Annotated in this window: 28 protein-coding genes; 12 read left to right on the forward strand and 16 right to left on the reverse strand. The window is 68.5% G+C overall.

Features of this window, described 5'->3' with window-relative positions:
* Positions 1 to 42: 42 nt before the first annotated feature.
* The 4 genes from KCG34_RS19625 to KCG34_RS19640 all read left to right on the forward strand — a co-directional run bounded on the left by KCG34_RS19625 (position 43) and on the right by KCG34_RS19640 (position 2,873).
* Entirely contained in the window at positions 43 to 615 is a 573-nt protein-coding gene (locus tag KCG34_RS19625) for a DUF1285 domain-containing protein (RefSeq protein ID WP_211937291.1), read from the forward strand.
* Positions 612 to 1,250, forward strand: coding sequence for a CoA pyrophosphatase (locus KCG34_RS19630; protein WP_211937292.1), 639 nt, complete (start codon positions 612 to 614; stop codon positions 1,248 to 1,250). Before KCG34_RS19625 ends, KCG34_RS19630 begins: the two co-directional genes overlap by 4 nt.
* 47 nt (positions 1,251 to 1,297) lie before the next feature.
* Entirely contained in the window at positions 1,298 to 2,491 is a 1,194-nt protein-coding gene (locus tag KCG34_RS19635) for a CCA tRNA nucleotidyltransferase (RefSeq protein WP_211940908.1), read from the forward strand.
* Between the two features lie 109 nt (positions 2,492 to 2,600).
* Entirely contained in the window at positions 2,601 to 2,873 is a 273-nt protein-coding gene (locus KCG34_RS19640; protein WP_211937293.1) for a hypothetical protein, read from the forward strand.
* Positions 2,874 to 2,892: 19 nt separating this feature from the next.
* Here KCG34_RS19640 and KCG34_RS19645 read toward each other — a convergent pair whose 3' ends face one another.
* Together KCG34_RS19645 and KCG34_RS19650 are read right to left on the reverse strand one after the other, a co-directional pair.
* A complete protein-coding gene (locus KCG34_RS19645; RefSeq protein ID WP_249138090.1) occupies positions 2,893 to 3,177 on the reverse strand; it encodes a type II toxin-antitoxin system RelE/ParE family toxin in 285 nt (94 codons plus the stop codon).
* Between the two features lie 38 nt (positions 3,178 to 3,215).
* Positions 3,216 to 3,479: a CopG family ribbon-helix-helix protein gene (locus tag KCG34_RS19650; RefSeq protein ID WP_211937295.1), complete on the reverse strand. Its 264-nt coding sequence runs from the start codon at positions 3,477 to 3,479 to the stop codon at positions 3,216 to 3,218.
* Positions 3,480 to 3,591: 112 nt separating this feature from the next.
* Between KCG34_RS19650 and KCG34_RS19655 the strand changes: the two genes are divergently transcribed.
* Positions 3,592 to 3,939, forward strand: a complete 348-nt coding sequence (locus tag KCG34_RS19655) for a cupin domain-containing protein (RefSeq protein WP_211937296.1) — start codon at positions 3,592 to 3,594, stop codon at positions 3,937 to 3,939.
* Here the strand turns inward: KCG34_RS19655 and hemF are convergent.
* Both hemF and KCG34_RS19665 read right to left on the reverse strand, forming a co-directional pair.
* Positions 3,936 to 4,811 (reverse strand): oxygen-dependent coproporphyrinogen oxidase, encoded by an 876-nt coding sequence (hemF, locus tag KCG34_RS19660; protein WP_211937297.1) that lies wholly within the window; start codon positions 4,809 to 4,811, stop codon positions 3,936 to 3,938. The two genes, KCG34_RS19655 and hemF, sit on opposite strands and share 4 nt — an antisense overlap.
* 30 nt (positions 4,812 to 4,841) lie before the next feature.
* The gene (locus tag KCG34_RS19665; protein WP_211937298.1) at positions 4,842 to 5,315 is read right to left on the reverse strand and encodes a tRNA (cytidine(34)-2'-O)-methyltransferase; all 474 of its coding nucleotides are present in this window, start codon (positions 5,313 to 5,315) and stop codon (positions 4,842 to 4,844) included.
* Positions 5,316 to 5,501: 186 nt separating this feature from the next.
* Between KCG34_RS19665 and petA the strand changes: the two genes are divergently transcribed.
* The 3 genes from petA to KCG34_RS19680 are packed head-to-tail and all read left to right on the forward strand — an operon-like array spanning position 5,502 to position 8,190.
* Complete coding sequence (gene petA, locus KCG34_RS19670; RefSeq protein ID WP_211937299.1) at positions 5,502 to 6,056, forward strand: ubiquinol-cytochrome c reductase iron-sulfur subunit; 555 nt, start codon at positions 5,502 to 5,504, stop codon at positions 6,054 to 6,056.
* Between the two features lie 8 nt (positions 6,057 to 6,064).
* Entirely contained in the window at positions 6,065 to 7,339 is a 1,275-nt protein-coding gene (locus KCG34_RS19675) for a cytochrome b (RefSeq protein WP_211937300.1), read from the forward strand.
* Between the two features lie 5 nt (positions 7,340 to 7,344).
* Positions 7,345 to 8,190 (forward strand): cytochrome c1, encoded by an 846-nt coding sequence (locus KCG34_RS19680; RefSeq protein ID WP_211937301.1) that lies wholly within the window; start codon positions 7,345 to 7,347, stop codon positions 8,188 to 8,190.
* 83 nt (positions 8,191 to 8,273) lie between these two features.
* Here the strand turns inward: KCG34_RS19680 and KCG34_RS19685 are convergent, their stop codons facing one another.
* The 11 genes from KCG34_RS19685 to lgt all read right to left on the reverse strand — a co-directional run bounded on the left by KCG34_RS19685 (position 8,274) and on the right by lgt (position 17,952).
* Entirely contained in the window at positions 8,274 to 8,957 is a 684-nt protein-coding gene (locus KCG34_RS19685; RefSeq protein ID WP_211937302.1) for a dienelactone hydrolase family protein, read from the reverse strand.
* 4 nt (positions 8,958 to 8,961) lie between these two features.
* Complete coding sequence (locus KCG34_RS19690; protein WP_211937303.1) at positions 8,962 to 9,639, reverse strand: dienelactone hydrolase family protein; 678 nt, start codon at positions 9,637 to 9,639, stop codon at positions 8,962 to 8,964.
* A 19-nt stretch (positions 9,640 to 9,658) separates the two neighbouring features.
* Positions 9,659 to 10,756, reverse strand: coding sequence for a redox-regulated ATPase YchF (gene ychF, locus KCG34_RS19695; protein WP_211937304.1), 1,098 nt, complete (start codon positions 10,754 to 10,756; stop codon positions 9,659 to 9,661).
* Positions 10,757 to 10,841: 85 nt separating this feature from the next.
* Complete coding sequence (locus tag KCG34_RS19700) at positions 10,842 to 11,588, reverse strand: hypothetical protein (RefSeq protein ID WP_211937305.1); 747 nt, start codon at positions 11,586 to 11,588, stop codon at positions 10,842 to 10,844.
* Positions 11,589 to 11,640: 52 nt separating this feature from the next.
* The gene (gene pth / locus KCG34_RS19705) at positions 11,641 to 12,258 is read right to left on the reverse strand and encodes an aminoacyl-tRNA hydrolase (RefSeq protein WP_211937306.1); all 618 of its coding nucleotides are present in this window, start codon (positions 12,256 to 12,258) and stop codon (positions 11,641 to 11,643) included.
* A 53-nt stretch (positions 12,259 to 12,311) separates the two neighbouring features.
* Positions 12,312 to 12,917 (reverse strand): 50S ribosomal protein L25/general stress protein Ctc, encoded by a 606-nt coding sequence (locus KCG34_RS19710; RefSeq protein WP_211937307.1) that lies wholly within the window; start codon positions 12,915 to 12,917, stop codon positions 12,312 to 12,314.
* A gap of 141 nt (positions 12,918 to 13,058) precedes the next feature.
* Positions 13,059 to 14,114: a hypothetical protein gene (locus KCG34_RS19715; RefSeq protein ID WP_211937308.1), complete on the reverse strand. Its 1,056-nt coding sequence runs from the start codon at positions 14,112 to 14,114 to the stop codon at positions 13,059 to 13,061.
* Positions 14,115 to 14,240: 126 nt separating this feature from the next.
* Complete coding sequence (locus KCG34_RS19720; RefSeq protein ID WP_211937309.1) at positions 14,241 to 15,176, reverse strand: ribose-phosphate pyrophosphokinase; 936 nt, start codon at positions 15,174 to 15,176, stop codon at positions 14,241 to 14,243.
* A gap of 85 nt (positions 15,177 to 15,261) precedes the next feature.
* Positions 15,262 to 16,035, reverse strand: a complete 774-nt coding sequence (gene pgeF, locus KCG34_RS19725) for a peptidoglycan editing factor PgeF (RefSeq protein WP_211937310.1) — start codon at positions 16,033 to 16,035, stop codon at positions 15,262 to 15,264.
* Positions 16,032 to 17,105: a class I SAM-dependent methyltransferase gene (locus KCG34_RS19730; protein WP_211937311.1), complete on the reverse strand. Its 1,074-nt coding sequence runs from the start codon at positions 17,103 to 17,105 to the stop codon at positions 16,032 to 16,034. The genes pgeF and KCG34_RS19730 overlap by 4 nt, the downstream gene beginning before the upstream one ends.
* A 4-nt stretch (positions 17,106 to 17,109) precedes the next feature.
* Positions 17,110 to 17,952 carry a prolipoprotein diacylglyceryl transferase gene (gene lgt / locus KCG34_RS19735; protein WP_211937312.1) on the reverse strand — a complete coding sequence of 281 codons (843 nt, stop codon included), beginning with the start codon at positions 17,950 to 17,952 and terminating at the stop codon, positions 17,110 to 17,112.
* Positions 17,953 to 18,051: 99 nt separating this feature from the next.
* Between lgt and KCG34_RS19740 the strand changes: the two genes are divergently transcribed.
* The 4 genes from KCG34_RS19740 (at position 18,052) to KCG34_RS19755 (ending at position 23,220) form a co-directional block, all read left to right on the forward strand.
* The gene (locus tag KCG34_RS19740) at positions 18,052 to 18,288 is read left to right on the forward strand and encodes an accessory factor UbiK family protein (protein WP_211940909.1); all 237 of its coding nucleotides are present in this window, start codon (positions 18,052 to 18,054) and stop codon (positions 18,286 to 18,288) included.
* Positions 18,289 to 18,420: 132 nt separating this feature from the next.
* Positions 18,421 to 18,930, forward strand: coding sequence for a type III secretion system chaperone family protein (locus KCG34_RS19745; RefSeq protein ID WP_211937313.1), 510 nt, complete (start codon positions 18,421 to 18,423; stop codon positions 18,928 to 18,930).
* A 55-nt stretch (positions 18,931 to 18,985) separates the two neighbouring features.
* A complete protein-coding gene (gene proC / locus KCG34_RS19750) occupies positions 18,986 to 19,747 on the forward strand; it encodes a pyrroline-5-carboxylate reductase (RefSeq protein WP_249138360.1) in 762 nt (253 codons plus the stop codon).
* Between the two features lie 155 nt (positions 19,748 to 19,902).
* Entirely contained in the window at positions 19,903 to 23,220 is a 3,318-nt protein-coding gene (locus KCG34_RS19755; protein ID WP_211937315.1) for a PAS domain-containing hybrid sensor histidine kinase/response regulator, read from the forward strand.
* 7 nt (positions 23,221 to 23,227) lie between these two features.
* On the opposite strand, the gene KCG34_RS19760 is transcribed toward KCG34_RS19755, so the two are convergent.
* Positions 23,228 to 24,883: a S10 family peptidase gene (locus tag KCG34_RS19760; protein ID WP_211937316.1), complete on the reverse strand. Its 1,656-nt coding sequence runs from the start codon at positions 24,881 to 24,883 to the stop codon at positions 23,228 to 23,230.
* Between the last annotated feature and the right edge of the window lie 361 nt (positions 24,884 to 25,244).

Raw genomic sequence — 25,244 nt, forward strand, 5'->3', positions numbered from 1 at the left:
ATCGCCGCTTTGCAGCGCTGAGAAGCGCACTAGATTTGGCGCATGAGCACCAAGAGCGAGACAGGCCTGGACGGCGTGATCGCCGCGGCCCGGCAGGCGCCGGAGCGCGGCCTGCCGCCCGTGCACCTGTGGAATCCGGCGCGCTCCGGCGAAATCGACATCGTCATCCGCCGCGACGGCCGCTGGTTCCACGAGGGCGCGGTGATCGGGCGCGAGGCGATGGTGCGCCTGTTCTCCACCGTGCTGCGCAAGGATCCGGACGGCTACTGGCTGGTGACGCCGGCGGAAAAGCTGCGCATCACCGTCGAGGATGCGCCCTTCATCGCCGTGCGGGTGGACCGCGAGGGTGACGCCTTGCGCTTCCTGACCAATGTTGGCGATGAGGTTATCGCCGGCCCTGATCATTCGATCCGCGTCGAGACCGACCCCTATACCGGCGAGCCGCAGCCCTATCTGCACGTGCGGCGGGGCCTTGAGGCCCGGATCGCGCGGCCGGTGTTCTACGAGCTGGTGGAGCTGGCCGAGGAGCGCGAGCTGCGGGAAGGCCTGTGCCTGGGCGTGACCTCGAACGGGGCCTGGTTCCCGCTGGGCGCCGCCGGATCGCACCTGCCATGAAGCCGGCGGACCTCAGGGCCTGGGTCCAGGGGCGGCTTGACCCTATCGAGGCCTACGGCGCCGCCGTCGGCAAGCGCGCCTCCGACTTCGATCTCAATCCCGGCCAGCTGAACCCGGCGCAAGACCGCCCCCTGTCGCCGGCGGCGGTGCTGGTGCCCCTGGTCGAGCACGAGGACGGGGTCACGGTGCTGCTGACTCGCCGAGCCGACACCCTGCGCAGCCATACCGGACAGGTCGCCTTGCCGGGCGGTCGCTGCGATCCCGGGGAATGGCCGTGGGACACGGCCTTGCGCGAGGCGGAGGAGGAGGTCGGCCTGGCGCGTGATTTCGTCACCTTGGCCGGGCTGTCGACGCCCTATCAGACCGGTTCCGGCTTCGACATCACCCCGGTGGTCGGCTTCGTGCGGCCGGGCTTCGCCCTGGTCCCCAATCCGGCCGAGGTGGCCGAGATCTTCGAGGCGCCCTTCGCCTTCCTGATGAATCCGGACAATCACGAGCGCCGTTCGATGAAGGCCTCGGACGGGATGTTGCGCCACTTCTACGCCATGCCCTACCAGGAGCAGCTGATCTGGGGCGCCACGGCGGGCATGCTGCGCGCCCTCTATGAGCGTCTGTTCGGGGCGGAGGCGGCGTGACCACGATTTCGAAACCCTGGCTGCAGGCCAAGGAAACCCGCGCGGTGATGGCCGCCCTGGAGGCGGCCGGCGGCGCCGGCTCGGCGCGTTTCGTCGGCGGTTGCGTGCGCAACGCCCTGCTGGGCAAGCCGGTGGACGATATCGACATTGCGACCACACTGACGCCGCCCGAAGTCATCTCGGCGGTCAAGGGTGCGGGATTGAAGGCCGTGCCGACGGGGATCGACCACGGCACGGTGACGGTGGTCTCCGGCGGCAAGCCGTTCGAGGTCACCACCCTGCGCCGGGACGTGGAGACCGACGGCCGCCGCGCTGTGGTCGCCTTCACCACCGACTGGGTCGAGGACGCCCAGCGGCGGGATTTCCGCCTGAACGCCCTTTATGCCGACGCGGCGGGGGTGGTGTTCGACCCGACCGGCGAGGGGGTGGCCGACGCTGCGGCCGGACGGATCGTGTTCGTCGGCGACGCCGAGCAGCGCATCCTGGAGGACGGCCTTCGCATCCTGCGCTTCTTCCGCTTCTGCGCCTGGTACGGCCGCGGCGAGCCGGACGCGGATGGCTTGGCGGCCTGTGCGCGGCTCAAGGACCGCCTGGGGCAGCTTTCGGCCGAGCGGGTGTCCAAGGAGCTTCTGAAACTGCTGGCGGCCGACGATCCGCGCCCGGTGGTGCGCGTGATGGCGGCGAGCGGCGTCCTGAGCGCGGTCCTGCCGCAAGCGCAAGGACTGGCGCGGTTCGACAGCCTGGTGGGGATCGAGACCGAGCAGCTGTTCCAGTGCGATCCGCTGCTCCGCCTGGCCGCCTTGCTGCCGGACGACTCGACCGTAGGGCTTGAAGTCGCCGAGGCCCTGCGCCTCTCCAACGCCCAGCGCGACCGGCTGGTCGCCGCCCTGGGCCGCGAGCCGCGGGTGGTCTCCTGGATGAGCCCCCGCGAGGCCCGCCGGGCGGTCTATCGCCTGGGCGCCCAGGCCTTCTGCGACCGCACCCTGCTCGCCTGGGCCGCCTCTGACCGGCCGGCCGCGACCATCCAGTGGCGCGCCCTTTTGCCCATGGCCCAGACCTGGCCCCGACCGGTGTTTCCGCTATCCGGCGAGGAGGTCATGGCCGCCGGCGTGCCCAAGGGCCCCATGATCGGCCTGATCATGCGCGAAGTCGAAGACTGGTGGATCGACCACGACTTCACCGACGACAAGCTGTCGATGGTCGAGCAGCTCAAGGCGGTGGCTCAGGGGATGGCGTACTGACGCTGCGCGGCAAGGTCTGGCACTGGGAGAAGCGCCAGGGACGGCTTCGACCCCGTTGCTGGCGCACAGCGTCGCGCTATGGAGGTAGCCGAGCATTGGGGCATGTCGAATGGCGCTCGTGATCGCAGACGTCGCGTTAGGAGCCTATTTTCTCAGCGGCTTTGCATTGCTGATCTGGAGTCTGGCGATCAGGCGGAAAACGCTAAACAAGAGCGCACTACCGCATCCCCTCGCGTTTATCGGCCCTTCCTCGTGGGCCTATGCCTTTAGCGGCCGACATCGTGGCGCGGACGATCGGGTCCTGTCGATCCTGGTCATCTTTTGGCGCTGGGCGATCTTGCTTCTTCCTCTTGGCATCGTGGCGTTCTTCAGATCCAGCTAACGGCGATCTTTCTCCCTCTTCAGCCCTTCACATCTCCCGGCTTCGGCCATGCTTCGTCGGGCCAATCTTGCGCCGCGTGGATCACGCGCAGGATCGTTATGGCCTCGCGTTCGCCTTCAAGGATGATGCCGTAGGCGATAATGTATGGCAGACCCCTGATCACCTTTTCGTAGGTCCGGCTGACTCGCCCCGGGCGGCCGGTGCTCATCTGGCCGAGGCTCGCTGCGGTCGCGCCGATTCGCTGAGCTACGCGCCGCGCTGCGCTCGGGTTTTCGGCGGCGATGTAGTCAATCTTGCCCTTCACGTCGTCCAGAGCGGCCCGAGCCCACCGAACGGGGCGCTTCATGCCTTGCGGCGCAGCTCTGCCGCCTTGATGACGGCTTCGATCTCGGCCATCGCCTCGTCATGCGAGACGACCCGCCCGGCCTCCACGTCAGCGAGGCCCCGCTTGATGCCTTCGATGATCTCGAGTTCGCGATCGACATAGTTCGACACGGCTTCACCGGCCAGGAAAGAGCGGCTTCGGCGCGTGTCCTGGGCAAGCCGATCGAGTTTCTCTTTGACGTCCGTGCTGACGCGGATGGTCATCGTGGTGCTGGAGGCCATGCGGGCGCCTTGTGTTCGGATGTGTACAATCTAGCACAATTCCTCCCGCAAACACATGTGCATCGGCGTGGATTTGGCGCGATTATCAATGCGTCTGCACCGGAGGTTTCCCATGCCATTCGTCGATGTCGGATCGCTGGCCCCGTTCGAGAAGGGCGTCGGCTGGCGGGCGCGGCTGTTCCACACCGGCTCGGTGACGATTTCGCATTGGGAGTTCGACGCCGGCGCCAGCGTCCACCCGCACCATCACCCGCAGGAAGAGGTGTGGGAGATTTTTGAAGGCGTGGTCGAGGTGACGATCGGCGAGGAGACGCGGGTCGCGCGACCCGGCGTGGTGGCGGTCGTCCCGCCGAACTCTGTTCATTCCGTGCGAGCCCTCGAAGCGGGGCGGGCCGTCGTGATCGACCAGCCGCTAAGGCTCGGCTTCGGCCCTGAGCCGGAATTTCACGCCGCCGGCTAGGGCCACCGCACCATCGGCGGCATCGAGCTCAGGATGGTCTCGATGTTGCCGCCCATCTTCAGGCCGAACATGGTGCCGCGGTCGTAGAGCAGGTTGAACTCGACATAACGGCCGCGGCGGACCAGCTGCTCCTCGCGCTCGGCCTCGGTCCAGGGTTCGGCCATGCGGCCCCGCACGATGTTCGGATAGATGTCCAGGAACGCCTCGCCGACCGCGCGGGTGAAGGCGAAGTCGGCGTCGAAATCGCCGGTGTTGTGGCGGTCGTAGAAGATGCCGCCGATGCCGCGAGGCTCGTTCCGGTGGGGCAGGAAGAAGTATTCGTCGCACCAGGCCTTGAATCGGTCGTAGAAGCCGGGATCGTGGTCGTCGCAGGCGCGACGCATCGCCGCATGGAAGGCGACGGCGTCAGGGGCGTCCGGGCGGCGCTGCTCGTCCAGCAGCGGGGTCAGGTCGGCGCCGCCGCCGAACCAGTATTCGCCCGTCGACAGGAACCGCGTGTTCATGTGCACGGTCGGTACGCGCGGCGAGCGGGGATGGATGATCAGGCTGATCGAGGAGGAGACATAGTCCGGGTCGGCCTCGGCCCCGGGCATGGTCTTGGCCATCTCGGACGAAAAGCGTCCGGTGGCGGAGGAGGTGTGCACGCCGGCCTTCTCGAACAGCCGGCCGGTCAGGTGGCCGCCCAGGCCGCCGCCGGCGGTTCCTTCGCGCGACCAGGGGCGATAGTCGAACCGGCCCGGCTGGCCCTCGTAGAGCGCAGGATCGGCCTCGTCCTCCAACTGCTCCAGGGCGGCGCAGATTCGGTCGCGCAGGGATTCGAACCAGGCCTTGGCCGCTTGGCGGCGCTGTTCGGTGACGGGGGCGATGGGCATGCGGAAGGGTCCTGCTCTGAGGCCTTGCCTCTAACCCTCAACCGCCCGCACTGGAAACCCCTGCGTCTGCCTCAGCGCCTCACCCAGGCCCATGGCGGCGGCGGTGACGATGTTCAGCGAGCGGGTCTCCGGTGCGATCGGCACGATCAGGCGCGCCTGGGCCGCCTCGTGCACGAAATCCGGCGCGCCGGCGCTCTCCTGGCCCATCAACAGGGTGTCGCCGGGCTGGAAAGAGAAGCCTGCATAGGGCTCGGCCGCCTTGGTGGTGAACAGGACCAGCCGGCCTTCTCCCCGTTCCGGGGCGGCCAGAAACTCCGCCCACGAACGGCGGCGGATCACAGCCGCCCGGCCGGCATAGTCCATGGCCGTGCGCTTCAAGGCCCGGTCGGTCAACGGAAAGGCGCAGGGCTCGATTATTTCCAGATCGACGTGCAAACAGGCGCAAAGTCTGAGGCTCGCGCCAACGTTTTGCGGAATGTCTGGTTGAAAAAGGGCGAGGCGCATTCTAAGCGAACCGTGCAAGATGCAGGGCGGGTCTGTCGACTCGCGTTGGGGGGAGCGATGGGCGTCGATCTTGCGAGCCCTTTTCGCTTGACACCAGCCCTGCGACTTGGTGCAGCCGGCCTGCAAAGGTCGACAACGTTTCTGCGTGCGCCTGATTGGCGCCGACATATCGAGGGGTGAGCTGAGGTGGCCGACACCGTCGCAACGAATCCGGACGGGCACGCCCATCCGGGCCAGGATCCCAACCGGCGTGACTTCATCCATATCGCCGCGGCCGCCGCGGCGGTGGGTGGGGTCGCCGCCGTGGCCTGGCCGCTGATCGATCAGATGAATCCGGCCGGCGACACGCTGGCCCTGGCCTCGATCGAGTTCGACCTGTCCAAGGTCCAGCTGGGCCAGCAGGTCGTGGTCAAGTGGCGCGGCAAGCCGGTGTTCGTCCGCTATCGCACGCCCAAGGAAATCGCCGAGGCTGTGCATGACGACCATGCCGACCTGCGCGACCCGCAGACCGACGCCCAGCGCACCAAGCCCGGCAAGTCGCAATGGCTGATCCTGGTCGGCGTATGCACCCACCTGGGCTGTGTGCCGAACTTCGGCCAGGGCGACTACGGCGGCTGGTTCTGCCCCTGCCACGGCTCGGTCTACGACACCTCGGGCCGCATTCGTAAGGGCCCGGCGCCCAAGAACCTGGCGGTGCCGGACTACGCCTTCCTTTCCGACACCAAGGTCAAGATCGGCTGATAAGACAAATGAGCGGACATTCGACCTACGAGCCGAAATCGGCCTTCGAGCGCTGGCTCGACACCCGGTTGCCTATCGTGCGCTTCGGCATGGACACGATGGTCAACTTCCCCACGCCGAAGAACCTGAACTACTGGTGGACCTTCGGCGGCATCCTGGCGGTGTGCCTGGTGACGCAGATCGTCACCGGCATCGTCCTGGCCATGCACTATGACCCGAGCGCGGCCAACGCCTTCAACAGCGTCGAGCACATCATGCGCGATGTGAACCACGGCTGGATGATCCGCTTCATCCACGCCAACGGCGCCTCGATGTTCTTCCTGGCGGTCTACATCCACATCTTCCGCGGCTTGTACTACGGCTCGTACAAGGCCCCCCGCGAGGTGCTGTGGATCCTGGGCCTCGTCATCTACCTCCTGATGATGGCCACGGCCTTCATGGGCTACGTGCTGCCCTGGGGCCAGATGAGCTTCTGGGGCGCCACCGTGATCACCAACATCGTCGGCGCGGTGTTCGGCGACAAGGTCACCACGCTCTTGTGGGGCGGTTTCGCGGTCGACAACCCGACCCTGAACCGCTTCTTCTCGCTGCACTATCTGTTGCCGTTCATGATCGCCGGCGTCGTCGCTCTGCACGTCTGGGCGCTGCACGTCCCGGGCAACAACAACCCGACCGGCGTCGAGGTGAAGAGCAAGGCCGACACCGTGCCCTTCCACCCGTACTATACGGTCAAGGACGGGTTCGCGATCATCGTCTTCTTCATCCTGTTCGCGTCCTTCGTGTTCTTCGCCCCGGACGCCCTGGGCCACGCCGACAACTACACCGTCGCCAATTCGCTGGTGACGCCGCAGCACATCGTGCCCGAATGGTACTTCCTGCCGTTCTACGCGATCCTGCGCGCCATCCCGAACAAGCTGATGGGCGCGCTCGCCATGTTCGGCGCCATCGGCGTCCTGTTCGTGCTGCCCTGGCTGGACACCTCCAAGGTCAAGTCGATGCGCTATCGCCCGACGGCGAAGCTCTACTTCTTCCTCTTCCTGCTGACTTGCCTGGTGCTCGGCTTCTGCGGCGCGCATGAGCCGGATGAGAAGGTGATCGGCGGCGTGGCCGGCTTCCAGCTGTTCGACGCCAACCTGAACAGCTTCGTGTGGCTGTCTCGCCTCGGCACCGCCTGCTACTTCGGCTATCTGGTGCTGGTGATGCCGATCCTGGGCCTGACCGAAAAACCCCTGCCGACGCCGGAGTCGATCTCGACCCCCGTCCTCACCGAAAAGAAGGGTTGAGACTGATGCTGCGCAAGGCGCTCATTCTCGCGGCCGCGCTCGGACTCGCCGCCGCTCACCAGGCCTCGGCCGAGGTCACTCAGGCTCCGCTCAAGGAAGCGACCTGGAGCTTCGAGGGGCCGTTCGGCCACTTCGACCAGGAGCAGCTGCAGCGGGGCTACAAGGTCTATCACGACGTCTGCTCCGCCTGTCACTCGATGAACCTGATGTCCTATCGGAACCTCGGGCAGTTGGGCGGTCCGTTCTACGATCCCAAGTGGCCGAACCCGAACGACAACCTGAAGGTCAAGGCGATCGCCAAGGACTTCAACGTCCCTGACATCGACGGCGACACGGGCGACGTGATCAAGCGACCGGCGACCCCGGCCGACACCTTCGTCAAACCTTTCCCGAACGAGGCGGCGGCCCGCGCTTCGAACGGCGGCGCCCTGCCGCCGGACCTGTCGCTGATCGCCAAGGCGCGCGAGGACGGCCCGCGCTACATCTACTCGCTGCTGACCGGCTACGTCCCGGCTCCGGCGGGCCTGCGGGTGCCGGCGGGCAAGTACTACAACCCCTACATGCCGGGCGACCTGGGCAGTTTCTGGTCCGGCAAGGGCGAGGCGCCCAAGGGCGGCTTCATCGCCATGCCGCTGCAGCTGACCGACGACCGCGTCACCTATGACGACGGGGTCAAGGCCACCGCCGACCAGGAAGCCAAGGACGTGGTGGCTTTCCTGATGTGGGCCTCCGAGCCGCATGCCGACGAGCGCAAGCAGACCGGTTATGCGGTGATGATCTTCCTGTTCCTGTTCGCCGGGCTGGTCTACGCCAGCTACCGCAAGCTCTGGAAGGACATCGACCACGGCTGATCCGCCGGGCGACCGCTGAAATGAAGAGCCCGCCGGGGGAGACCTCGGCGGGCTTTTTTGTGACAAGACGCCGAACGGCGACCTCAGACCTCCGCCCGCACCCCCGACGACCGCTGGAACAGCTGCAGGGTCCTCAACCGCGCCAGCCTGGCGGCGTCGGGCTGGTAGTCCCGGCTGCGGTCGGAGACGAAGCCGTGGCCGGCGTCGTAGAGGTGGATGGGCAGGTCCGGATGGGCCTCAGCGATCTGGTCGACCGTCTCCATGGGGATCGAGGCGTCGGTCTTGCCGAAATGCAGGATGGTCGGGCACTTGGGCGTCTCAGCCAGCAACTCGGGAATGCGCCGGCCGTAGAAGCTGGATACGGCCGCTACGCCCGGGCAGCGGCAGGCGGCGAGCCAGCTGGCCGTGCCGCCCCAGCAGAAACCGGTGACGAACACCGGCCCGTTCAGGGCGGCGATGGCGGCGTTGAGGTCGCCTTCGACCTGGTCCCAGGGGGTCTCCTGCGAATAGCGCACCGCCTTGGCCATGGCCTCGGGCGCATAGTCGGCTTCGAATCCCGGCTCCAGCCGGTCGTAGAGCGAGGGCGCGATCACCTCGTAGCCCTCCTCGGCGAAGCTGTCGCACAGCTCGCGGATGTGGGCGGTGACGCCGAAGATCTCCTGGATCAGCACCAGTCCGCCGTGGCGGGCGTCCTCAGGGAGAACGCGGTAGGCGCCGAACTCGAACCCGTCGGCGCCTTTCAGCCTCGCGGAGCCACCGCGCGCCATGACCCTAGAGGGCCCCGTTGGCTTCGAACAGGGCCAGGGTCCGCTCGCGGGCGGTCTTGGCGTCGTCCGGGTCGGAATCCGGGCGGCCGTCGTTGTTGAAGCCGTGGCCGGACTTCTCGTAGATGTAGACCGGCAGGTCCGGGTGGGCGGCCTTGATCTTGGCGGTGACCTCGTCGGCCGGGATGTGGCCGTCCTTGCGGCCGAAGTGGCAGATCACTGGGTTCTTGAGCTTGAGGTCGGCCGCCGCCGCGACCCCGCCGCCATAGTAGCTGGAGCCGGCCGCCAAGCCGTCCAGATTGGCCGAGGCGTGCCAGACCATGGTGCCGCCATAGCAGTAGCCGACGATGAACACCGGCCCGCGGTCCTTCAAAAAGGCGATGCAGGCGGCGATGTCGGCCAGGGCGTCGGCGGGCTTGGCCTTCTGCACGGTGGCGAAGGCCGCGGCCAGGCCCTGTTCGTCATGCCCGGCGGTGAAGCCCGGCTCGACCCGGTCGTACATGGAGGGCGCCACGGCCTCGAAGCCCAGGCCCGCCCAGCGCGCCACGTCGGCCTGGACGTACTGATCTAGGCCGAAGATCTCCTGAATCACGATCACCCCGCCGCGGCGCTTGCCGCTCGGCGTCGCATGCAGCGCTTCGAACTCGAACCCGTCGGCGCTCTTGATCTTGATCCGGTCGGCCATGCGTTTCCCTCGGCGGTCTTCAGGTGTTGAAACGGAAGTGCATCACGTCGCCGTCCTGGACGACGTAGTCCTTGCCTTCCAGGCGCATGCGGCCGGCTTCCCGCGCGCCCGCCTCGCCCTTCAATCGGACATAGTCATCGTAGGCGATGGTTTCAGCCCGGATGAAGCCTTTTTCGAAGTCGGTGTGGATCACCCCGGCGCTTTGCGGCGCAGTGTCGCCCACATGGATGGTCCAGGCGCGGGCTTCCTTAGGCCCCACGGTGAAATAGGTCTGCAGGCCGAGGAGCTTATAGGCCTCGTGGATCATCCGGTTCAGGCCAGGTTCTTCCAGGCCGATGGTCTCCAGGAACTCGGCGCGCTCGCCGGCGTCCAGGAGGGCGATCTCGCTCTCGATCTTGGCCGAGATGACCACGCTCTTGGCCCCGTCCTTGGCCGCGCGGGCGGCCACAGCGTCGGAGAGGCTGTTGCCCTTGTCGGCGGAGCCCTCGTCGACGTTGCAGACATAGAGGGCCGGCTTGGCGGTCAAAAGCTGCAGCATCCGCCAGGCCTTGTCGTCCTCCTTGGCCACCTCGGCGGTGAAGGCGGGGCGGCCCTCGTTGAGCTGGGCCAGGGCGAGCTTGACCAGGCGCAGGGTGGTGGCGCTTTCCTTGTCGCCGCCCTTGGCCCGCTTTTCCAGGTTGACCACCCGCTTTTCCAGGCTCTCGAGGTCGGCCAGCATCAGCTCGGTCTCGATGATGTCGAGATCGGAGATGGGGTCGATGCGGCCCTCGACGTGGGTGATGTCGTCATCCTCGAAGCAGCGGGCGACGAAGGCCACCGCATCGCAGTCGCGGATATTGGCCAGGAACTGGTTGCCCAGGCCCTCGCCCTTGGAGGCGCCGCGCACCAGGCCCGCCACATCGACGAAGTTGATCCGCGCCGGGATGATCTCCTTGGAGCCGGCGATGGCCGCCAGGGCGTCCAGGCGTGGCTCCGGCACGGCCACGTCGCCGACATTGGGCTCGATGGTGCAGAACGGATAGTTGGCGGCCTGGGCCGCGGCCGTCTGGGTCAGGGCGTTGAACAGGGTCGACTTGCCGACGTTCGGCAGGCCGACGATGGCGACTTTCAGGGCCATCGGGTCCTCGGTCTAGAGTGGATGCGGCGGGAAGGCCGGGTCAGGCGGTCTTATGACGAAGCAGGGCGGGGAAGGCCAGCCCCAGCTAGCCAATGGCCCGCGCGGCGAGCTCGCGCCAGGCCCTGGCTTCCTTGCGGAAGTAGGGATCGGCCCGCTTGATGCGGCGGTCGATCTCGGTGAGTTGGTCTGCGGCCTCGGCCTTCTTGCCCGAGCGCGCCAGGAAGGCGGCGTAGCGGGCGATGGCCTCCAGCCCGGGCAGGCGGCCGGCGGCGAATTCGTAGGCCTCCTGGGCGTCGGCATGGCGCCCCAGGGCCTCACAGGCCCGCCCGCGCGCCAGGGCCTCCTGCGGCGTCCTGACGCCCTTGTCCGACAGGGTCTGCAACTGATCCAGCAAAGGCAAGGCGTCGGCGGCCCGGCCAAGCTCGATCAGGGCGTTGGCGCGGCCCAGGAGCAGGGTCGGGTCCTCGGCGTGAATGCCCTGGGCGGCGTCGGCATAGAGCCGCTCGGCCTCGGCGTGGCGGCCGAGGTCAGCGGCGGCGCCCGCCAGGCGGATGGCGTTGGCCACGGTCGGGGTGTCGTCATGGGCCGCCTTGGCCTGGCGATAGGCGCGTTCGGGGGCCAGGGTGTCGAGCGCCGTCGCGCCCATGCGCCGGGCCGTCCTGCCGCCCGCCAGATCGGGCAGGATCACCGTGACGATGTAGATCAGCCCGCCGATCCCCGGGAAGGCCAGGATGATCCAGAGCCAGTACATGGGCTGGTTCGTGCGCACCACGTGCACGCACAAGACGATCGCAAACAGAAGACCAAGGCCGAATGGCGCGAGGGAAAGCATCCGATATTCCCTAAATGTTCTATTCGCCTATTCCATGACCCAAGCTTCGCCGTCAACCCTCGCGCGCGATCCGGCGCGGATCTACCTTTTCGGCGGGGGCCAGGCGCATCACCTCGGCCTGGTATTTCTCGTCCTCGCCCTGGGCCAGGATCGGCAGGGCGTCGGCGCAGGCGTTGCACAGGGCGTTAACCCAGGGCTGCTCGACCTTGTGGAAGTCACTCAGCACGTGGCCCATCACCCGGTCCTTGTGCCCCGGATGGCCGGTGCCCATGCGCGCACGGCGGAAATCGGCGCCGATATGGGCGGTGATCGAGCGGATGCCGTTGTTGCCGGCCGCCCCGCCGCCGGTCTTCATGCGAAACCGCCCTGGGGCCAGGTCGATCTCGTCGTAGAAGACGACCACGTCTGCGGGGGTCAGCTTGTAGAACTTCATCGCCGCGGCCACGGCGCTGCCGCTGTCGTTGTAGTAGGTCTGGGGCTTGAGCAGCAGGGCCTTGACGTCGCCGTCCGGGGTCTCGATTGAGCCCTCTGCGGCCAGGGCGTTGAAGCGCGACCGCTCGGGCCCGAAGCCCCATTTGCGGGCGATCGCGGTCAGGGCCAGAAAGCCGATATTGTGCCGATTGTGCGCGTATTTCGCGCCGGGATTGCCGAGGCCGGCCAGGATCAACATCCGCCGTCTCCGGACAGGCAGTCGCCCCTCCGCGAGGGAGGGGCTCTAGAGCGTCAGGCCTCGGCGGCGCCTTCTTCGGCTTCTTCGGCCTGCATGGCCGAGGAGGTGGCGATCGAGGCCACGGTCAGGTCGCGGTCATGGGCCGAGACCTTGGCGCCGGCCGGCAGGACCAGGTCCGCGCCGCGGATCGCCGCGCCGATGTCCAGGCCGGTCAGGTCGACCACCAGCTCTTCCGGAATGGCGTCGGCCGGAACCATCAGCTCCACTTCGTGGATGGCGATGTTCAGGGTGCCGCCGCGCTTCAGGCCCGGAGAGGCTTCCTGGTTCTTGAAGTGCACCGGGATGGCGATCTTGATCAGCTGGTGGCCATCGACGCGGAAGAGGTCGAAGTGCACCGGCTCGTCGGTCACCGGGTGGAACTGCACGTCCTTGGCGATGACCGGCTGGGTCTCGTCGCCGTACTTCAGCGTGACGCGGTGACCGAGCAGCTTGCCCGAGTGCAGCGCCTTGCGGAATTCGTTGGACTTCACGGCGATGGCCACCGGGTCGCGGTCGCCGCCGTAGAGGATGCCGGGCACCTTGCCGGCGCGGCGGGCTTCGCGGGAACCGCCGGTTCCGGTGCGGTCGCGAACTTCGACGTTGAGGACGATATCGGCCATGGCCCTGCTCTCGAAACGAAACGCCGCGCAAAACGTCCGCGCGGCGTGGGTCGGATGAATAGGGGGCGCGTAATACACACTTCCCGCCCGGGAGGCAACGGCGCCGTCAGTAATTTGGCGCCGCAGGGCGAGATGGGTGGCTCAGTCCCCTTTCTTGCGCCGTTTCTTGACGGGCTTGACGGGGGTCTTGGCGCTCTGGGTCGGGGGGATGAACTCCACCGCCGGCGGCGGCGCGCCCGCGGCCATGCGCAGGCACTGGCCGGTGTCCTTCATGGCGTGCTGGCCCAGGCAGAAGATGTCCTCGTAGTAGGGCTTGGCCACCGCCAGGCATTGGTACAGGTTCAGCTTGGCCATGTTCAGGCAGGTCTGGTCGGGCGGATCGGCGAACATCGGCTCGGTGATGGCCGCGTCCGCCTCGCCGGCATGGCCCAGCAAGGCCAGGGCGGCGATGGCCAGGCCCCGGACCACCGCCGGCGGATAGGGCGGGCTGGCGGCCGGCGCGTGGACGGGAAGCAGCAGGGGCGCATAGCCGATCGCAGCCTGGCGCTCGCGCTCGGCGTCCTCGGTCGAAGCCGTCGGGACGTTCGCCGAGGTGGTCTTGGCCAGGCTCAGCCGGCCTGCCAGGTCCGGCACGAACACCTTGGACCACTCCTGGCGCTGGACGCCATAGGCCGACAGGCGCACCGCTTCGCCCTCGTCCTGCAGGCCCTGGCCCTGGGTGGTCATGGCGGCGATGATCAGGCCGGCGGCGGCGTTCGCGCCGCGGAAGCCGGTGGCGTAGTTGGGATCGGCGGCGATGGTCCGGGCCAGCTCAGCCCGGGCCGACTCGTTCATGCTGTAGTTGCGGATCTCGGCGACGAAGGTTGGCTCCTGCAGAGCGACCACGGCGGCGAAGGCGATCTCGCCACGGGTCATGATCGCCGGATCGAAGCTTTCGCCGGTCTGAAGCCTGTGCTCGACGTCGTCGCCGTTGGCGAAGTCGGGCTTGATGGCCGTCGAGCGGGCGATGAAGGCCTGATAGGCGGCCGCGCTCTGGATGATCGCGGGCGAGAGGGTGAGGTCGGCCGGCGCGGGGGCTGGGGGCAAGGGCGCGGGCGGCGCCGGCGGCGGCGGGGGCGTGGCGCAGCCCGCCAGGACGGCGACTAGGGCGCCTACGGCTGCGCCGGACAGAATCGGCTTGAACTTGAGCGCGGCCACGTCGTTTCCCCCAAGCTGTTACATCGTCCGGACGCCTAGGCCGGTTCGGAGTCGAGAATGTGGCCAGGCGCGTTCCGACCGACTGGCAACTAATGCGGAGCCGGGAAAAAAGCTCCGCCGTCAGCTTCAGTCGAACAGCTTGGAGACCGACTCCTCGTTGGCGATCCGCCGGATGGCTTCGCCGATGAGCGGGGCGATGCTGACGATGCGGACCTTGGCGCAGGACTGCACCGGATTGGCCGCCTCGATCGAATCGGTGACCACCAGCTCCTTCAGCGCCGACTTCTGCACCCGCTCGGTGGCCGCTCCGGAGAGGACGCCATGGGTGACATAGGCCGCGACTTCCTCAGCCCCGTGGTCGATCAGAGCCTGGGCGGCGTTGCACAGGGTGCCGGCCGAATCGACGATATCGTCGAACATGATGCAGCGGCGGCCCTTCACGTCGCCGATGATGTTCATCACCTCGCTCTGGCCGGGGCCCGAGCGGCGCTTGTCGACGATGGCGAGGTCGGCGTTCAGCCGGTTGGCCAGGGCTCGGGCGCGCACCACCCCGCCCACGTCCGGCGAGACGATCATCAGCTCGTTGGACTTGGCGTAGTGGGCCTTGATGTCCTCGGCCAGAACCGGCGTGGCCACCAGGTTGTCGGTCGGGATGTCGAAGAAGCCCTGAATCTGGCCGGCGTGCAGGTCCATGGTCAGGACCCGGTCGGCGCCGGCTCTAGTGATCAAGTTGGCCACCAGCTTGGCCGAGATCGGCGTGCGGCCGCCGGTCTTCCGGTCCTGACGGGCATAGCCGAAATAGGGCATCACGGCGGTGATCCGCTTGGCCGAGGCCCGGGTCAGGGCGTCGATGCAGATCAGAAGCTCCATCAGGTTGTCGTTGGCCGGGAAGCTGGTGGACTGGACCACGAACACGTCCTCGCCGCGGACGTTCTCGTCGATGATGACGAACACCTCGTTGTCCGGGAACCGACGGACCTGGGCCTTGGTCAGCGGCAGGTCCAGATAGTCGGCGATCGCCTCGGACAGGTGCTGGTTGGAGTTGCCGGCAAGCAGCTTCATGGTCAGTCGGGTCCCCGTCCGCAGTCGTCCGGGCTTCTAGCAGGGTGACGCTTCGGAGCAAGCCCCACGGGCGGATTCCGCCGATTCAGCCCTCCAGCATGATCGCCGACAGTAGTCGGCCATAGTCGCCGTCCCCACGCAGCACCGCCCGGCGGTTGGAGAAAAACTGCGCCTCGTCGGCCAGGGTGTCGGCCCCGATCCACTCGGCCTTGGCCACGCCTGCGGCATTGAGCCGCGAGAGCACGTAGCCCGGCAGATCGAACAGACGCTTCTCGGCGCTGACGCCGGGGGCGAAGAAGCGCTCCGAGCCGGGCGATTCGGCCATGAACCGGTCCAGGAACTCCAAGCCCACCTCGTAGGACTTGGGCCCGATGCAGGGGCCGACGGCGGCGATCATCCGCTGGGGCTCGGCGCCGGCGGCCTTCATCGCCTCGACTGCCGCCTCGACCACCCCGGTAAGGGCGCCGCGCCAGCCGGCGTGGGCGGAGGCGACGACCCGGGCGCGGGCGTCGGCGATCAGGATCGGGGCGCAGTCGGCCGAAAGGGCGCCGCAGACCAGGCCTGCCTCGGTGGTGACCAGGGCGTCGACCTGCGGCGGCTGCTCCCAGATGCCGTCGACCCGGTGCGCCAGGCTGGAATGGACCTGGTAGGCGCAGAGCAGGGCCGGCTCGCCGACATTGAAGAAGCCGGCCGCACGGGCTCGGTTCTCGCGCACCGCGGCGGGATCGTCCTTCGAACCGCGGCCGACATTGAGGCCGGCGTAGATACCCTCCGATACCCCGCCCCTCCGGGTGAAGAAGCCGTGGCGCACGCCGGCGAGGCCGGCCAGGAGCGGGGACTGCAGGGGTTCGGGCGTCATGTGGCGGTCTCGAAGGCGGGCGGGGCCGGCTGGCCGGCGGGATAGAGGCACAGGGCCTTGAACAGGACCCCCATCTGGTCGTCCGCGGTCAGGCGCGCAAGCTGGCGGGCCAGGCTGTCGGCGCGATCTGGATGGCTGTGGGCCAGCCTGGCGGCGCGGGCTTCGATCCCGAGCCGGCGCAGGAATTCGCCTTGGGTCAGGAGGGCTGAGTTGGCGCCCGCGGCGCGCGCCGCTTCGGCGACGGCGGGAAAGTCGGCGTGCACGGTCAGGTCCGCTTCACCGGCGGTGGCCAGCGGATCGGCCTTCTGGTGCGCCTTCAGCGCCTGCAGGGTGTCGCCGGCCTCGAAGCGGTCCCGGCCGTAGTCGATCAGCAGGGCCGCGCCGCCGCCACGGGTGAGGCGTTCCCCGATCTCGGCGCCGAAGGCCGCTTGAGCCGCCGAGACCTCGACCACGGCGCCCACCGGCGCGTCGTGCGGCGGGGCGATCCCCGGCGGGCAGCGGACCAGGCCGAAGGCCAGGGCGCCGTCCGGGGCCAGCCCCACCACCTGCTCGCCCCAGCCGTCCGGCCGGCGTACGAACTGGCGCGCCGGCAGGCAGTCGAGCAGTTCGTTGGCCACCAGGATCATCGGCGCGCCGTCCGGTACCTCGGCCAGCGAGCCCGCCCAGCGCGGCGCGGGCCGGGCGCCAGCGAGCGCCGCAGCCTGACGCTCACGCAAGGGCGCACTGGTCTCGACCAGCCAGAGGTCGGTGGCGGCGACAAAGTCGGGCGCCGTCCTGGCCGCACGGAGCAGGTCGCTGATCAGGGTTCCGTCCCCCGGCCCGGCCTCGATCAGGCGAAAGCGGGTCGGGCTGCCGATCGCGCGCCAGGTCGCCACCGCCCAGACGCCGATCAGCTCGCCGAACATCTGCGAGACCAGAGGCGCGGTGATGAAGTCGCCCGCTGCGCCGAGGGCCGGCCGGGTCGCGTAGTAGCCGTCCTGCGGGTCGTGCAGGCAGGCGGTCATGAACTGGGCGACCGTCATGGGGCCGCTGGCCCGGATCTGGGCGGCGAGGCGGTCTTTCAGCGGCATGACCTCACGCCTGCGGCGCCTCCGCCGGCTGGGCCAGGGCCGCGGGGCGGCGCGAGCGCCAGATCAGCCAGGCGCCGGCCGCGACCATGGGGATCGACAGGATCATGCCCATGGTCAGGCCCAGCGGGAAGGCCGGCATGCCGATGTCGGGGTTGCGCACGTTCTCCAGGCTGATGCGGACGATGCCGTAGCCGACCAGGAACAGGCCGGTCAGGGCGCCCTGCCTGGGCAGCCACTGGGCCCGGTGCGTCGCCCAGCGCAGCAGCAGGAACAGGGCGAGGCCCTCCAGGCCCGCCTCGTAGAGCTGGCTTGGGTGTCGCGGCAAGGGTGGGTTGTCAGGCGCGCTGGGGAAGATGATCCCCCACGGCAGGCTGGTCGGCCGGCCCCAGAGCTCGCCATTGATGAAGTTGGCGATCCGGCCGAAGAAAAGCCCGATCGGGGCGCAGGGGGCAACGAGGTCGGCGAGGCGCAGCAAGTCCAATCTGTTGGCCCGGGCGAACAGGGTCACGGCCAGGGCTACGCCCAGGAAGCCGCCATGGAACGACATGCCGCCCTCCCACAGCTTGAAGATCTCCAGCGGGTGCTTCCAGTACTGCCCCTGGCCGTAGAACAGGACATAACCTGTGCGCCCGCCGACGATGATGCCGAGGGTGACCCAGAGAATCAGGTCGTCGATCTGGATCGTGTTGGCCGGCGGCCCGCCCGGCGCCCAGAGGCGCGCCTGGCCGATCAGCCTGAGCGCATAGCGCCAGCCCAGCAGGATCCCGGCGATATAGGCCAGGGCGTACCAGCGGATCGCCAGGGGGCCCAGGTGGATCAGGACCGGGTCGAAATGGGGAAACGGCACGGGGACCCTCTCTGGGAGCTTCGCCCTTCCTGTTAGCAGGGGCGCCGACGCCGCGGGAGCCCCTTCGCATTCAAGGCGCGTTTGCCCTATATGAACCCTATGCAGACCCAGAATCCCTTCCTCGACGAATTCTCCAAGCTGTCCCAGGCGGCCATGGGCCTGGCCCAGGCGGCCGGCGAAGAGGCCAAGACCGCGTTTCGCGCCCAGGCCGACCGGATCGCCGCCGAGATGGACCTGGTGCGGCGTGACGAATTCGATGCGCTCAAGGCCGAGCTCGAGGCCCTGCGTGATGAGGTCGCGGCCCTGAAGGCGGCGAAGGCGGAATCCCAAGCCTGAAACGGGAATTGGGTTCGCCGTTCGCAAGAAGGTCCTTGTGACGGATGGCGCGAAGCAGATTAGGCTGCAGGCCAGAGGGTGACTCGCCGGTTCTCCAGCCGGCCGAGGAAGCCTCGGAAGGGATAAGGTTCGATGGACGCTCCTCAGTCTGAAGAAGACGAAGTCGACCTGAGCTTCGACCCGCTGGACGTGGTCGAGCACGTGTTGACCGCCGAGAACCTCACCTTCGACCGCACCGAGGACGGCGACCTGGCTTTCGCCCTGACCGGCGACTGGAAGGACTACGAGCTGTGGTTCGCTTGGCGACCGGAGGCCGACTGCCTGCAGCTGTGCCTCTCGCTGGACATGAGGACGCCCAAGTCCAAGCGGGGCGCGGCCTTCGAGCTTCTTTCCCTGATCAACCAGCGCATCTGGCTCGGCCATTTCGAGGTCTGGAGCGACGGGGGCGAGGTGGTGTTCCGCCATTCGCTGTCGGTGCCCCAGGGCGAGCGGCCGACCCTGGCCCAGGCGGCCTCGATGATCGACGCGGCGGTCGAGGCGGCCGACCGCTTCTATCCGGCCTTCGACTTCCTGCTGAAGGGTTCGAAGTCGCCGGAGGACGCCATGGCCGCCTGCATGTTCGAGACCGTCGGCCAAGCCTGACGCTCGCCCGGAGGCGCTTGTGAGCACCCCGATCCTGATCCTGGGCGCCGGCCGCATGGGCGGGGCGCTGGTGGAAGGCTGGACCCGCACGGGCGCCTTCCAGCCCGCCGACCTGATCCTGTGCGACCCCAACCCGGGGCCTGCCGCGCTCGCCGCCGAGGCGGCTGGAGCCAGGCTCAACCCGCCCGACGCGGTGCTGCGCCAGGCGGCGACGGTGCTCCTATCGGTCAAGCCGCAGATCTGGCGCCAGGCCGCTGAGGCCGTCGCGCCGCTGCTGGAGCCCGGCGCGGTGGTCGTCTCCATCGCCGCGGGCGTCACCACCAAGGACCTCAGCCAAGCCTTCGAGGGCCGGCCGGTGGCGCGGGTCATGCCGACCACCGCCGTCGCCCTGGCCAAGGGCGTGGCTTCGGTGTTCGCGGACGAGCCATTGGCGCGCGAGCGGGCCCACGCCCTGTTCGCCCCGGTGGCCACGGTTGTCGATCTGGACAGCGAGGCCATGGTCGACGCGGCGACCGGCGTTTCCGGCTCGGGTCCAGCCTATTTCTACGCCTTCATAGAGGCGCTGGAGGCCGCGGCTCAAGGCCAGGGCTTCGAGGCCGAGGCCGCCGCCCGGATGGTGCGCGGAACCCTGGTCGGGGCTGCGGCTCTGCTCGACCAGTCGGCCGAGGAGCCCGCCGAACTGCGCCGCCAGGTCACCTCGCCGGGCGGCACCACCGAGGCCGCCCTGAAGATCCTGATGGGCGAGAAGGGCCTTTGGCCCCTGGTCGACGAAGCGGTGAAGGCTGCGGTCGAGCGGGCCCGAGAACTCGGCCGGTAGCGCGGCCGTTCCGCGACGCCTTTCCAAACCGGCCGCTGCGGCGAATGATCGCATGCTCGCGGTAAGGTTCGATTGAGCACCCGTAGATACTGACAATAGTCGATCACGTGCTCGCAAGCCGCGCGTGTGATTGTTGACCTGGCGGACTGGGCGGTATGTTTCGCGCGCGACTGTTCGAATACCTCAGCGCACGCCTGTCGGTCGGGGCGCGACTGGCCCTGGTCGCCGCCTGCATCGCGCCGGCCGTAGGCCTTCCGCTCTATCTTTACCTTGGACAGGCCGGCCTCGACGTGCGCTTCGCCCAGCGCGAAGAGGATGGCGCCGTGTGGCTGGCCGAGGTCTGGCCCAGCGTGATCTCTCCAGGCGACAGCCCGGCGCCGCGCCCGCCCAGCGACTTCAACGCCGGGGCGGAGCTGCGGCGCTTCGATGCGGCTCGCGGCGTGGAGCGCAGCGAGGCCGGGGCCGCCTTGATGCGGCGAGTGGCGGACAGCTCCAACCTGACCCTCGATACCGACCTGGACAGCTTCTACGCCATGGACGCGGCTACGGTGGAGCTGCCCCAGCTGCTCGTCGCCTCCCAGGCGGCGGGACTGGCGCGCACGCCGCAGGAGCAGGCCCTGGCGGATCGCGAGTTGCGGATCCGGGCCGCCGCGGCCGAGGCCGCGCTGCGGACGGCTATGGGCAGCGATCCCAGCGGCCATGCCCGCGCGGCGCTGGCCGGCCCGACCGATGGCCTGGCGAATGCCGCTGCGGCGGGTGCGGCCGGCGCCGCCGAGCTGCAACCGGCGATCGACCGCGCCTGGCGCGCGGACCAGGCTGAGCTGGCTCGCATGCTGCGGGCGCGAGTCCAGCGCCTGCAGCAGGGGATCGCGATCAGCCTGACCCTGATCGGGGCCGCCATCCTTGCCTCGGCCTTCTTCATGATCGGCGTAGCGCGCAATCTGGCCGGCCGCCTTCGAGGCCTGACGACGACGATCGATCGGCTGAACTCGGGCGACGTCACCGTGGACGTGCCGTTCCTCTCCGACCAGCAGGAGGTCGGGCGCATCGCCCGCGCCCTGGCCGAGCTGAAGCAGCGCCGGCTGGACGCGATCGCCGAGCATCTCCTGGTGGAGACCGCCAATGCGGCGGCCCGTGACAGCGAGGCGCGCTATCGCATGCTGGCCGAGGCGGCCACAGACATCATCCTGCGCTACGACGCCACGGGCGTGATCGAGTTCATCTCGCCCTCAGTGGCCCAGATCGGGTTTCGCCCCGAGGACCTGATCGGCCGCAGCGCGTTCGAGGTCTTCGAGTCCCGCACCGGCGTAACGTTGCAGCAGCGCCTGGACCTGATCCGGCAGGACGCGCTGCCGCCCGGCGCCGGCCAGAGCCTGGTCGAGGTGCGCCGGCCGGATGGCGAGCCGGTTTTGCTCGAGGGCAAGCCTTCGCGGCTCACGGACGAAGAGGGCCGTTTCATCGGCGCGGTGACCGTGCTGCGGGACGTCACGGCCCGCCTGGCGCTGGAGGCCGAGCTGGAGCGGCGGCGTGTCGAACTGGAGGAATCCTCGCTGCTGGTCAGCGAAGCTCATCGCCAGGCTGTGATGGCCGAGGAGCTGGCCGGCGTCGGCCATTGGCGGCGGGACCTGAAGACCGGGCAGGTGTACTGGTCGGACGGGGTGTTCCAGATCTTCGGCTTCGATCCCAAGGCGGGCCCGCCTCCGATCGGCTCGGCCTACGCGCTCTATGACGCCGAGGATCGGCCGATGATCGGCGAGGCGCTGCGCCGTACGGAGACCCTGGGCGAGCCCTACGCCTACGAGACCCGGGTGACACGGGCGGACGGCTCGGTCCGCAGCGTGCGGGCCCGGGGCGCGGCCGAATGCAACGCGGCCGGAGAGATCGTCGCAGTCTTCGGCGTGATCATCGACATCACCGAGGCGCGTATGCGGGAAGAGGCGCTGCGCGACAGCGAGGCGCGCTATCGCATGCTGGCCGAGCGGGCCACCGACATCATCGTCCGCTACGACCGGCAAGGCGTGATGGAGTACATATCGCCCTCGGTGCGCCAGCTCGGCTATCGGGCCGAGGACCTGGTCGGGCGCAGCATCGCCGACTTCACAGATCCCGACACCCGGGAAGCGGCGCTGGCCGCTATCGCCGAACTGGCCCACGGCCGCCTGCCGCGCGATGGGGTCTCCGGCGAATTCCGCGTCGAGCGCGCGGACGGCTCGTGGGTCTGGTTGGAGGGTAGCCCCGCGCTCTTGCGGGACGACGACGGAACCACGATCGGCGTGGTCACCGCCCTGCGCGACGTCACCGCCCGGCGCGAGGCCGAAGCGGAGCTGCGCCGCAAGCGGGCGGAGGCCGAGGCCGCCGCCCAGGCCAAGGCCGAGTTCCTGGCCAATATGAGCCACGAGATCCGGACCCCGCTGACCGGGGTGATCGGCTTCGCCGGCCTGATGGGCAAGATGCAGGACCTGCCCGAACGGGCGAGGACCTTTACGCGGCGTATCCTCACCGGCGGCCAGGCCCTGCTGTCCCTGGTCAATGACATCCTCGATTTTTCGCGGCTGGAGGCGGGGCAGGTCGAGCTGGCCCCGCAGCCGACGGCGCTGAGGCCGCTGTTCGAGGACAGCGTCGAACTGGTGCGGCCCGAGGCGGAGGCCAAGGGGCTGAACCTCGACCTGCGCCTTGCCGACGATCTTCCGGACGAGGCCTTCGTCGATGGCGAACGGGTGCGGCAGGTGCTGCTGAATCTGGTCGGCAACGCGATCAAGTTCACAGCGGCGGGGCAGGTGACGGTCGAGGCCGGCCCGGCGGAAGGCGAACGAGGGCGTTTGCGCATCACCGTGCGCGACACCGGGGTCGGTATCTCCGCCGAGCACGGCGACCGCCTGTTCCAGCGCTTCTCCCAGGTCGACGGCTCCAACACCCGCCGCTATGGCGGGGCCGGCCTGGGCTTGGCCATCTCCAAGGGCCTGGTCGAGCTGATGGGCGGGGAGATCGGGGTCGAGAGCGCAGAGGGTCGGGGATCGACCTTCTGGTTCACGCTGGCGGCGCCGGCTGGGAAGGCTGCGCCAACAGCCGGCGAACCGGACGGCGAGACGGCGCTGACCCCGCTGAGGATCCTGGTGGTGGACGATGTGGCGGTGAACCGCGAACTGGTCACCGCGCTGCTGTCGCCGTTCGACCTGGAGCTGACCGAGGCGGCCAATGGGGCCGAGGCGGTGGAGGCGGCTGGGCGCAATCCCTTCGACCTGATCCTGATGGACCTGCAGATGCCGGTGATGGACGGGCTGGCGGCGACGCGGGCGATCCGCGAGGGATCGTCCCCGAACGCCGCGACGCCGATCCTGGCGGTCAGCGCCAACGTCATGCCGCCCCAGGTCGAGGCCTGCATGGCGGCCGGCATGAACGACCACATCGCCAAGCCGATCGATCCGCAGTCCCTGCTGAACAAGATCGTGCAGTGGACCGCCTCGGCGGCCTGACCGCCGTTCAGCGCTGCGGCGCGGCTTCGTCGTAGAACCTGGCCAGGTCGGCCTTCATCGCCTTCAGGGCGTCGGGGTTCAGATAGACCATGTGCCCCGACGGATAGTAGGCGAAGCGCAGGTTGGCCCGCAGGCTTGGATCGATCTGCATGTGGCCAAGGTCGTACTCAGTGCCGAAGAAGGGCGTGGCCATGTCGTAGAGGCCGTTCAGCGAATAGACCAAAAGATGGGGGTTCTCGCGCATGGCCGCCGACAGGTCCTGGGCCACGTCGGCAGGATTGCCGCTCTGGAACGGCGTCGCCACCGGCGGCTTGTGGGTGAAGTTCCACTGCACGCCGCTGGAATAGAAGGTCGGCCGGTAGCTGAGGTCCGTTTGGTAGCCCAGCTCCCGGCTCAGATAGTCGTGGAAGCTGGAGACGAAGGCGCCAGAGATGCCGGTGTCGGAGGGGTCGTATTCCGGGCTCTCGCCGGCGGCGTCGACATCCATGCCGGTGAAGCGAGAATCGTATCGGCCAAGGGTGCGGCGCTGGTCGCGCAACTCCTCCTTGAGGAACCGGCGCAGGTCGACGCGCAGGTCTGAGTCGAGGATGAACTTGGCTGGCAGCCCGGTATAGCCGGCCATCTGGTCGGCGATCTGCTGACGCTCGGCGGGGCTGAGGTCCTGGCCCTTGGCCAGGGCCAGGGCGTAGGGGCCGCGGGCCCAGTCGCGCACCGCCTTCAGATAGGCGGCCAGATCGTTCGGCTGGGTCGCCGAGCGATGGTGATAGGCGGCGGTGGCGGCATAGCTGGGGATATAGTTGATCAGCTCCTGGTCGAAGCCGGGGTCGCGCCGGCCGTAGTTCAGGATCGATGAAAGCAGGATCACCCCGTTGAGCTGGGCGCCGTCTTTCTGCAGCCGATAGGCCAAGCCGGCTGAGCGGGTGGTGCCGTAGGATTCGCCGAAGATGAACTTGGGTGCGTTCCAGCGGTCGTTGACGGTCAGATAGCGCTCGATCCCCCGGGCGAAGGCGTCGATATCCGGGTCCGTGCCCCAGAAGGCGGCCAGCTTGGTGTCGCCCAGCGGCCGGGAGAAGCCGGCCCCGATCGCGTCGACAAAGACCAGGTCCGACTTGTCCAGCAGGCTGTCGGGATTGGGGCCGAGATCGAAGGGAGCGTTGTGCGTCGCCTGGGGGCTGTCGGTGCGCACCCGCACCGGAGCCAGCGAGCCCATATGCAGCCACACGCTCGAGGAGCCGGGACCGCCATTGTAGAAGAAGGTCACCGGCCGGTGCGGGTCGTGGTCGGCCCCGGCGGTATAGGCGACATAGAACATGCTGGCGGTGGGCTTGCCGTCGTCGTCGCGGATGGTCAGCGTCCCGGCCGTGGCGGTGTAGGCGATCTGCTTGCCGCCGATCGTCACGGTATGATGGCTGGTGCGCCGGATCTCGCGGATCGGGGCGGTGGCGATATCGCTGTCCTTGAGCTTGTCGGACTGGGCCGTCAGGGCGCGGAGGTCGAGTGCAGCGCCGGGCTTGGGTTGGCCTGCGCTCGCCTTGTCCGGCTTTTCGCCCGCCTGGGCGGCCATGCTGGCGTCGGGGCCCGGCTGGGCGCTGCTCTGGGCGCGGCCGGAGGCGGGCGCGGCCAGGAGGGCGAGGGCGGCGGCGGAAACGAGGAGATGACGCATGGGCTGACCTTGAAACGCTTGCTGACACGGCCGCTTCTTGCCGGGCTGCGGCGGCAAGGTCCTGGGCATGGCCATCCGGTGTCAAGGTCAACTTGCAGTGGCGTACCTGTCGCGCCATCAGGCCGCCGCGATCGTGGCCAGACCGACATTCCCGATCGGTGCGAAGTTACCCGCATTCATAAGCTCACGCCCGAGGAGATCGTGGCCCTCCCCAGGAAAGATGCGCCCTGAACGCCAGCAGGGCGGACCTTCCGGCTCGCTTCGGGGCGCGCTACTAAATTGCCGCAGGCGGGATGCTCGCCTGTGGGCGGGAAATCATTATAGTTAGCGGCTTATAACCGTCGGAAAGCCGCCGGCTGAG

Origin of the sequence: Phenylobacterium montanum, assembly GCF_018135625.1 — a bacterium.
GTDB lineage: Bacteria > Pseudomonadota > Alphaproteobacteria > Caulobacterales > Caulobacteraceae > Poindextera > Poindextera montana.

Excerpts from the sequence above, each read along its gene's own strand:
- KCG34_RS19625 (WP_211937291.1), top strand. The coding sequence starts at position 43 with ATGAGCACCAAGAGCGAGACAGGCCTGGACGGCGTGATCGCCGCGGCC.
- KCG34_RS19630 (WP_211937292.1), top strand. The coding sequence starts at position 612 with ATGAAGCCGGCGGACCTCAGGGCCTGGGTCCAGGGGCGGCTTGACCCT.
- KCG34_RS19635 (WP_211940908.1), top strand. The coding sequence starts at position 1,298 with ATGGCCGCCCTGGAGGCGGCCGGCGGCGCCGGCTCGGCGCGTTTCGTC.
- KCG34_RS19640 (WP_211937293.1), top strand. The coding sequence starts at position 2,601 with ATGGCGCTCGTGATCGCAGACGTCGCGTTAGGAGCCTATTTTCTCAGC.
- KCG34_RS19650 (WP_211937295.1), bottom strand. The coding sequence starts at position 3,479 with ATGGCCTCCAGCACCACGATGACCATCCGCGTCAGCACGGACGTCAAA.
- KCG34_RS19655 (WP_211937296.1), top strand. The coding sequence starts at position 3,592 with ATGCCATTCGTCGATGTCGGATCGCTGGCCCCGTTCGAGAAGGGCGTC.
- hemF (WP_211937297.1), bottom strand. The coding sequence starts at position 4,811 with ATGCCCATCGCCCCCGTCACCGAACAGCGCCGCCAAGCGGCCAAGGCC.
- KCG34_RS19665 (WP_211937298.1), bottom strand. The coding sequence starts at position 5,315 with ATGCGCCTCGCCCTTTTTCAACCAGACATTCCGCAAAACGTTGGCGCG.
- KCG34_RS19675 (WP_211937300.1), top strand. The coding sequence starts at position 6,065 with ATGAGCGGACATTCGACCTACGAGCCGAAATCGGCCTTCGAGCGCTGG.
- KCG34_RS19680 (WP_211937301.1), top strand. The coding sequence starts at position 7,345 with ATGCTGCGCAAGGCGCTCATTCTCGCGGCCGCGCTCGGACTCGCCGCC.
- KCG34_RS19685 (WP_211937302.1), bottom strand. The coding sequence starts at position 8,957 with ATGGCGCGCGGTGGCTCCGCGAGGCTGAAAGGCGCCGACGGGTTCGAG.
- KCG34_RS19690 (WP_211937303.1), bottom strand. The coding sequence starts at position 9,639 with ATGGCCGACCGGATCAAGATCAAGAGCGCCGACGGGTTCGAGTTCGAA.
- ychF (WP_211937304.1), bottom strand. The coding sequence starts at position 10,756 with ATGGCCCTGAAAGTCGCCATCGTCGGCCTGCCGAACGTCGGCAAGTCG.
- KCG34_RS19700 (WP_211937305.1), bottom strand. The coding sequence starts at position 11,588 with ATGCTTTCCCTCGCGCCATTCGGCCTTGGTCTTCTGTTTGCGATCGTC.
- pth (WP_211937306.1), bottom strand. The coding sequence starts at position 12,258 with ATGTTGATCCTGGCCGGCCTCGGCAATCCCGGCGCGAAATACGCGCAC.
- KCG34_RS19710 (WP_211937307.1), bottom strand. The coding sequence starts at position 12,917 with ATGGCCGATATCGTCCTCAACGTCGAAGTTCGCGACCGCACCGGAACC.
- KCG34_RS19720 (WP_211937309.1), bottom strand. The coding sequence starts at position 15,176 with ATGAAGCTGCTTGCCGGCAACTCCAACCAGCACCTGTCCGAGGCGATC.
- pgeF (WP_211937310.1), bottom strand. The coding sequence starts at position 16,035 with ATGACGCCCGAACCCCTGCAGTCCCCGCTCCTGGCCGGCCTCGCCGGC.
- KCG34_RS19730 (WP_211937311.1), bottom strand. The coding sequence starts at position 17,105 with ATGCCGCTGAAAGACCGCCTCGCCGCCCAGATCCGGGCCAGCGGCCCC.
- KCG34_RS19740 (WP_211940909.1), top strand. The coding sequence starts at position 18,052 with ATGCAGACCCAGAATCCCTTCCTCGACGAATTCTCCAAGCTGTCCCAG.
- KCG34_RS19745 (WP_211937313.1), top strand. The coding sequence starts at position 18,421 with ATGGACGCTCCTCAGTCTGAAGAAGACGAAGTCGACCTGAGCTTCGAC.
- proC (WP_249138360.1), top strand. The coding sequence starts at position 18,986 with ATGGGCGGGGCGCTGGTGGAAGGCTGGACCCGCACGGGCGCCTTCCAG.
- KCG34_RS19755 (WP_211937315.1), top strand. The coding sequence starts at position 19,903 with ATGTTTCGCGCGCGACTGTTCGAATACCTCAGCGCACGCCTGTCGGTC.
- KCG34_RS19760 (WP_211937316.1), bottom strand. The coding sequence starts at position 24,883 with ATGCGTCATCTCCTCGTTTCCGCCGCCGCCCTCGCCCTCCTGGCCGCG.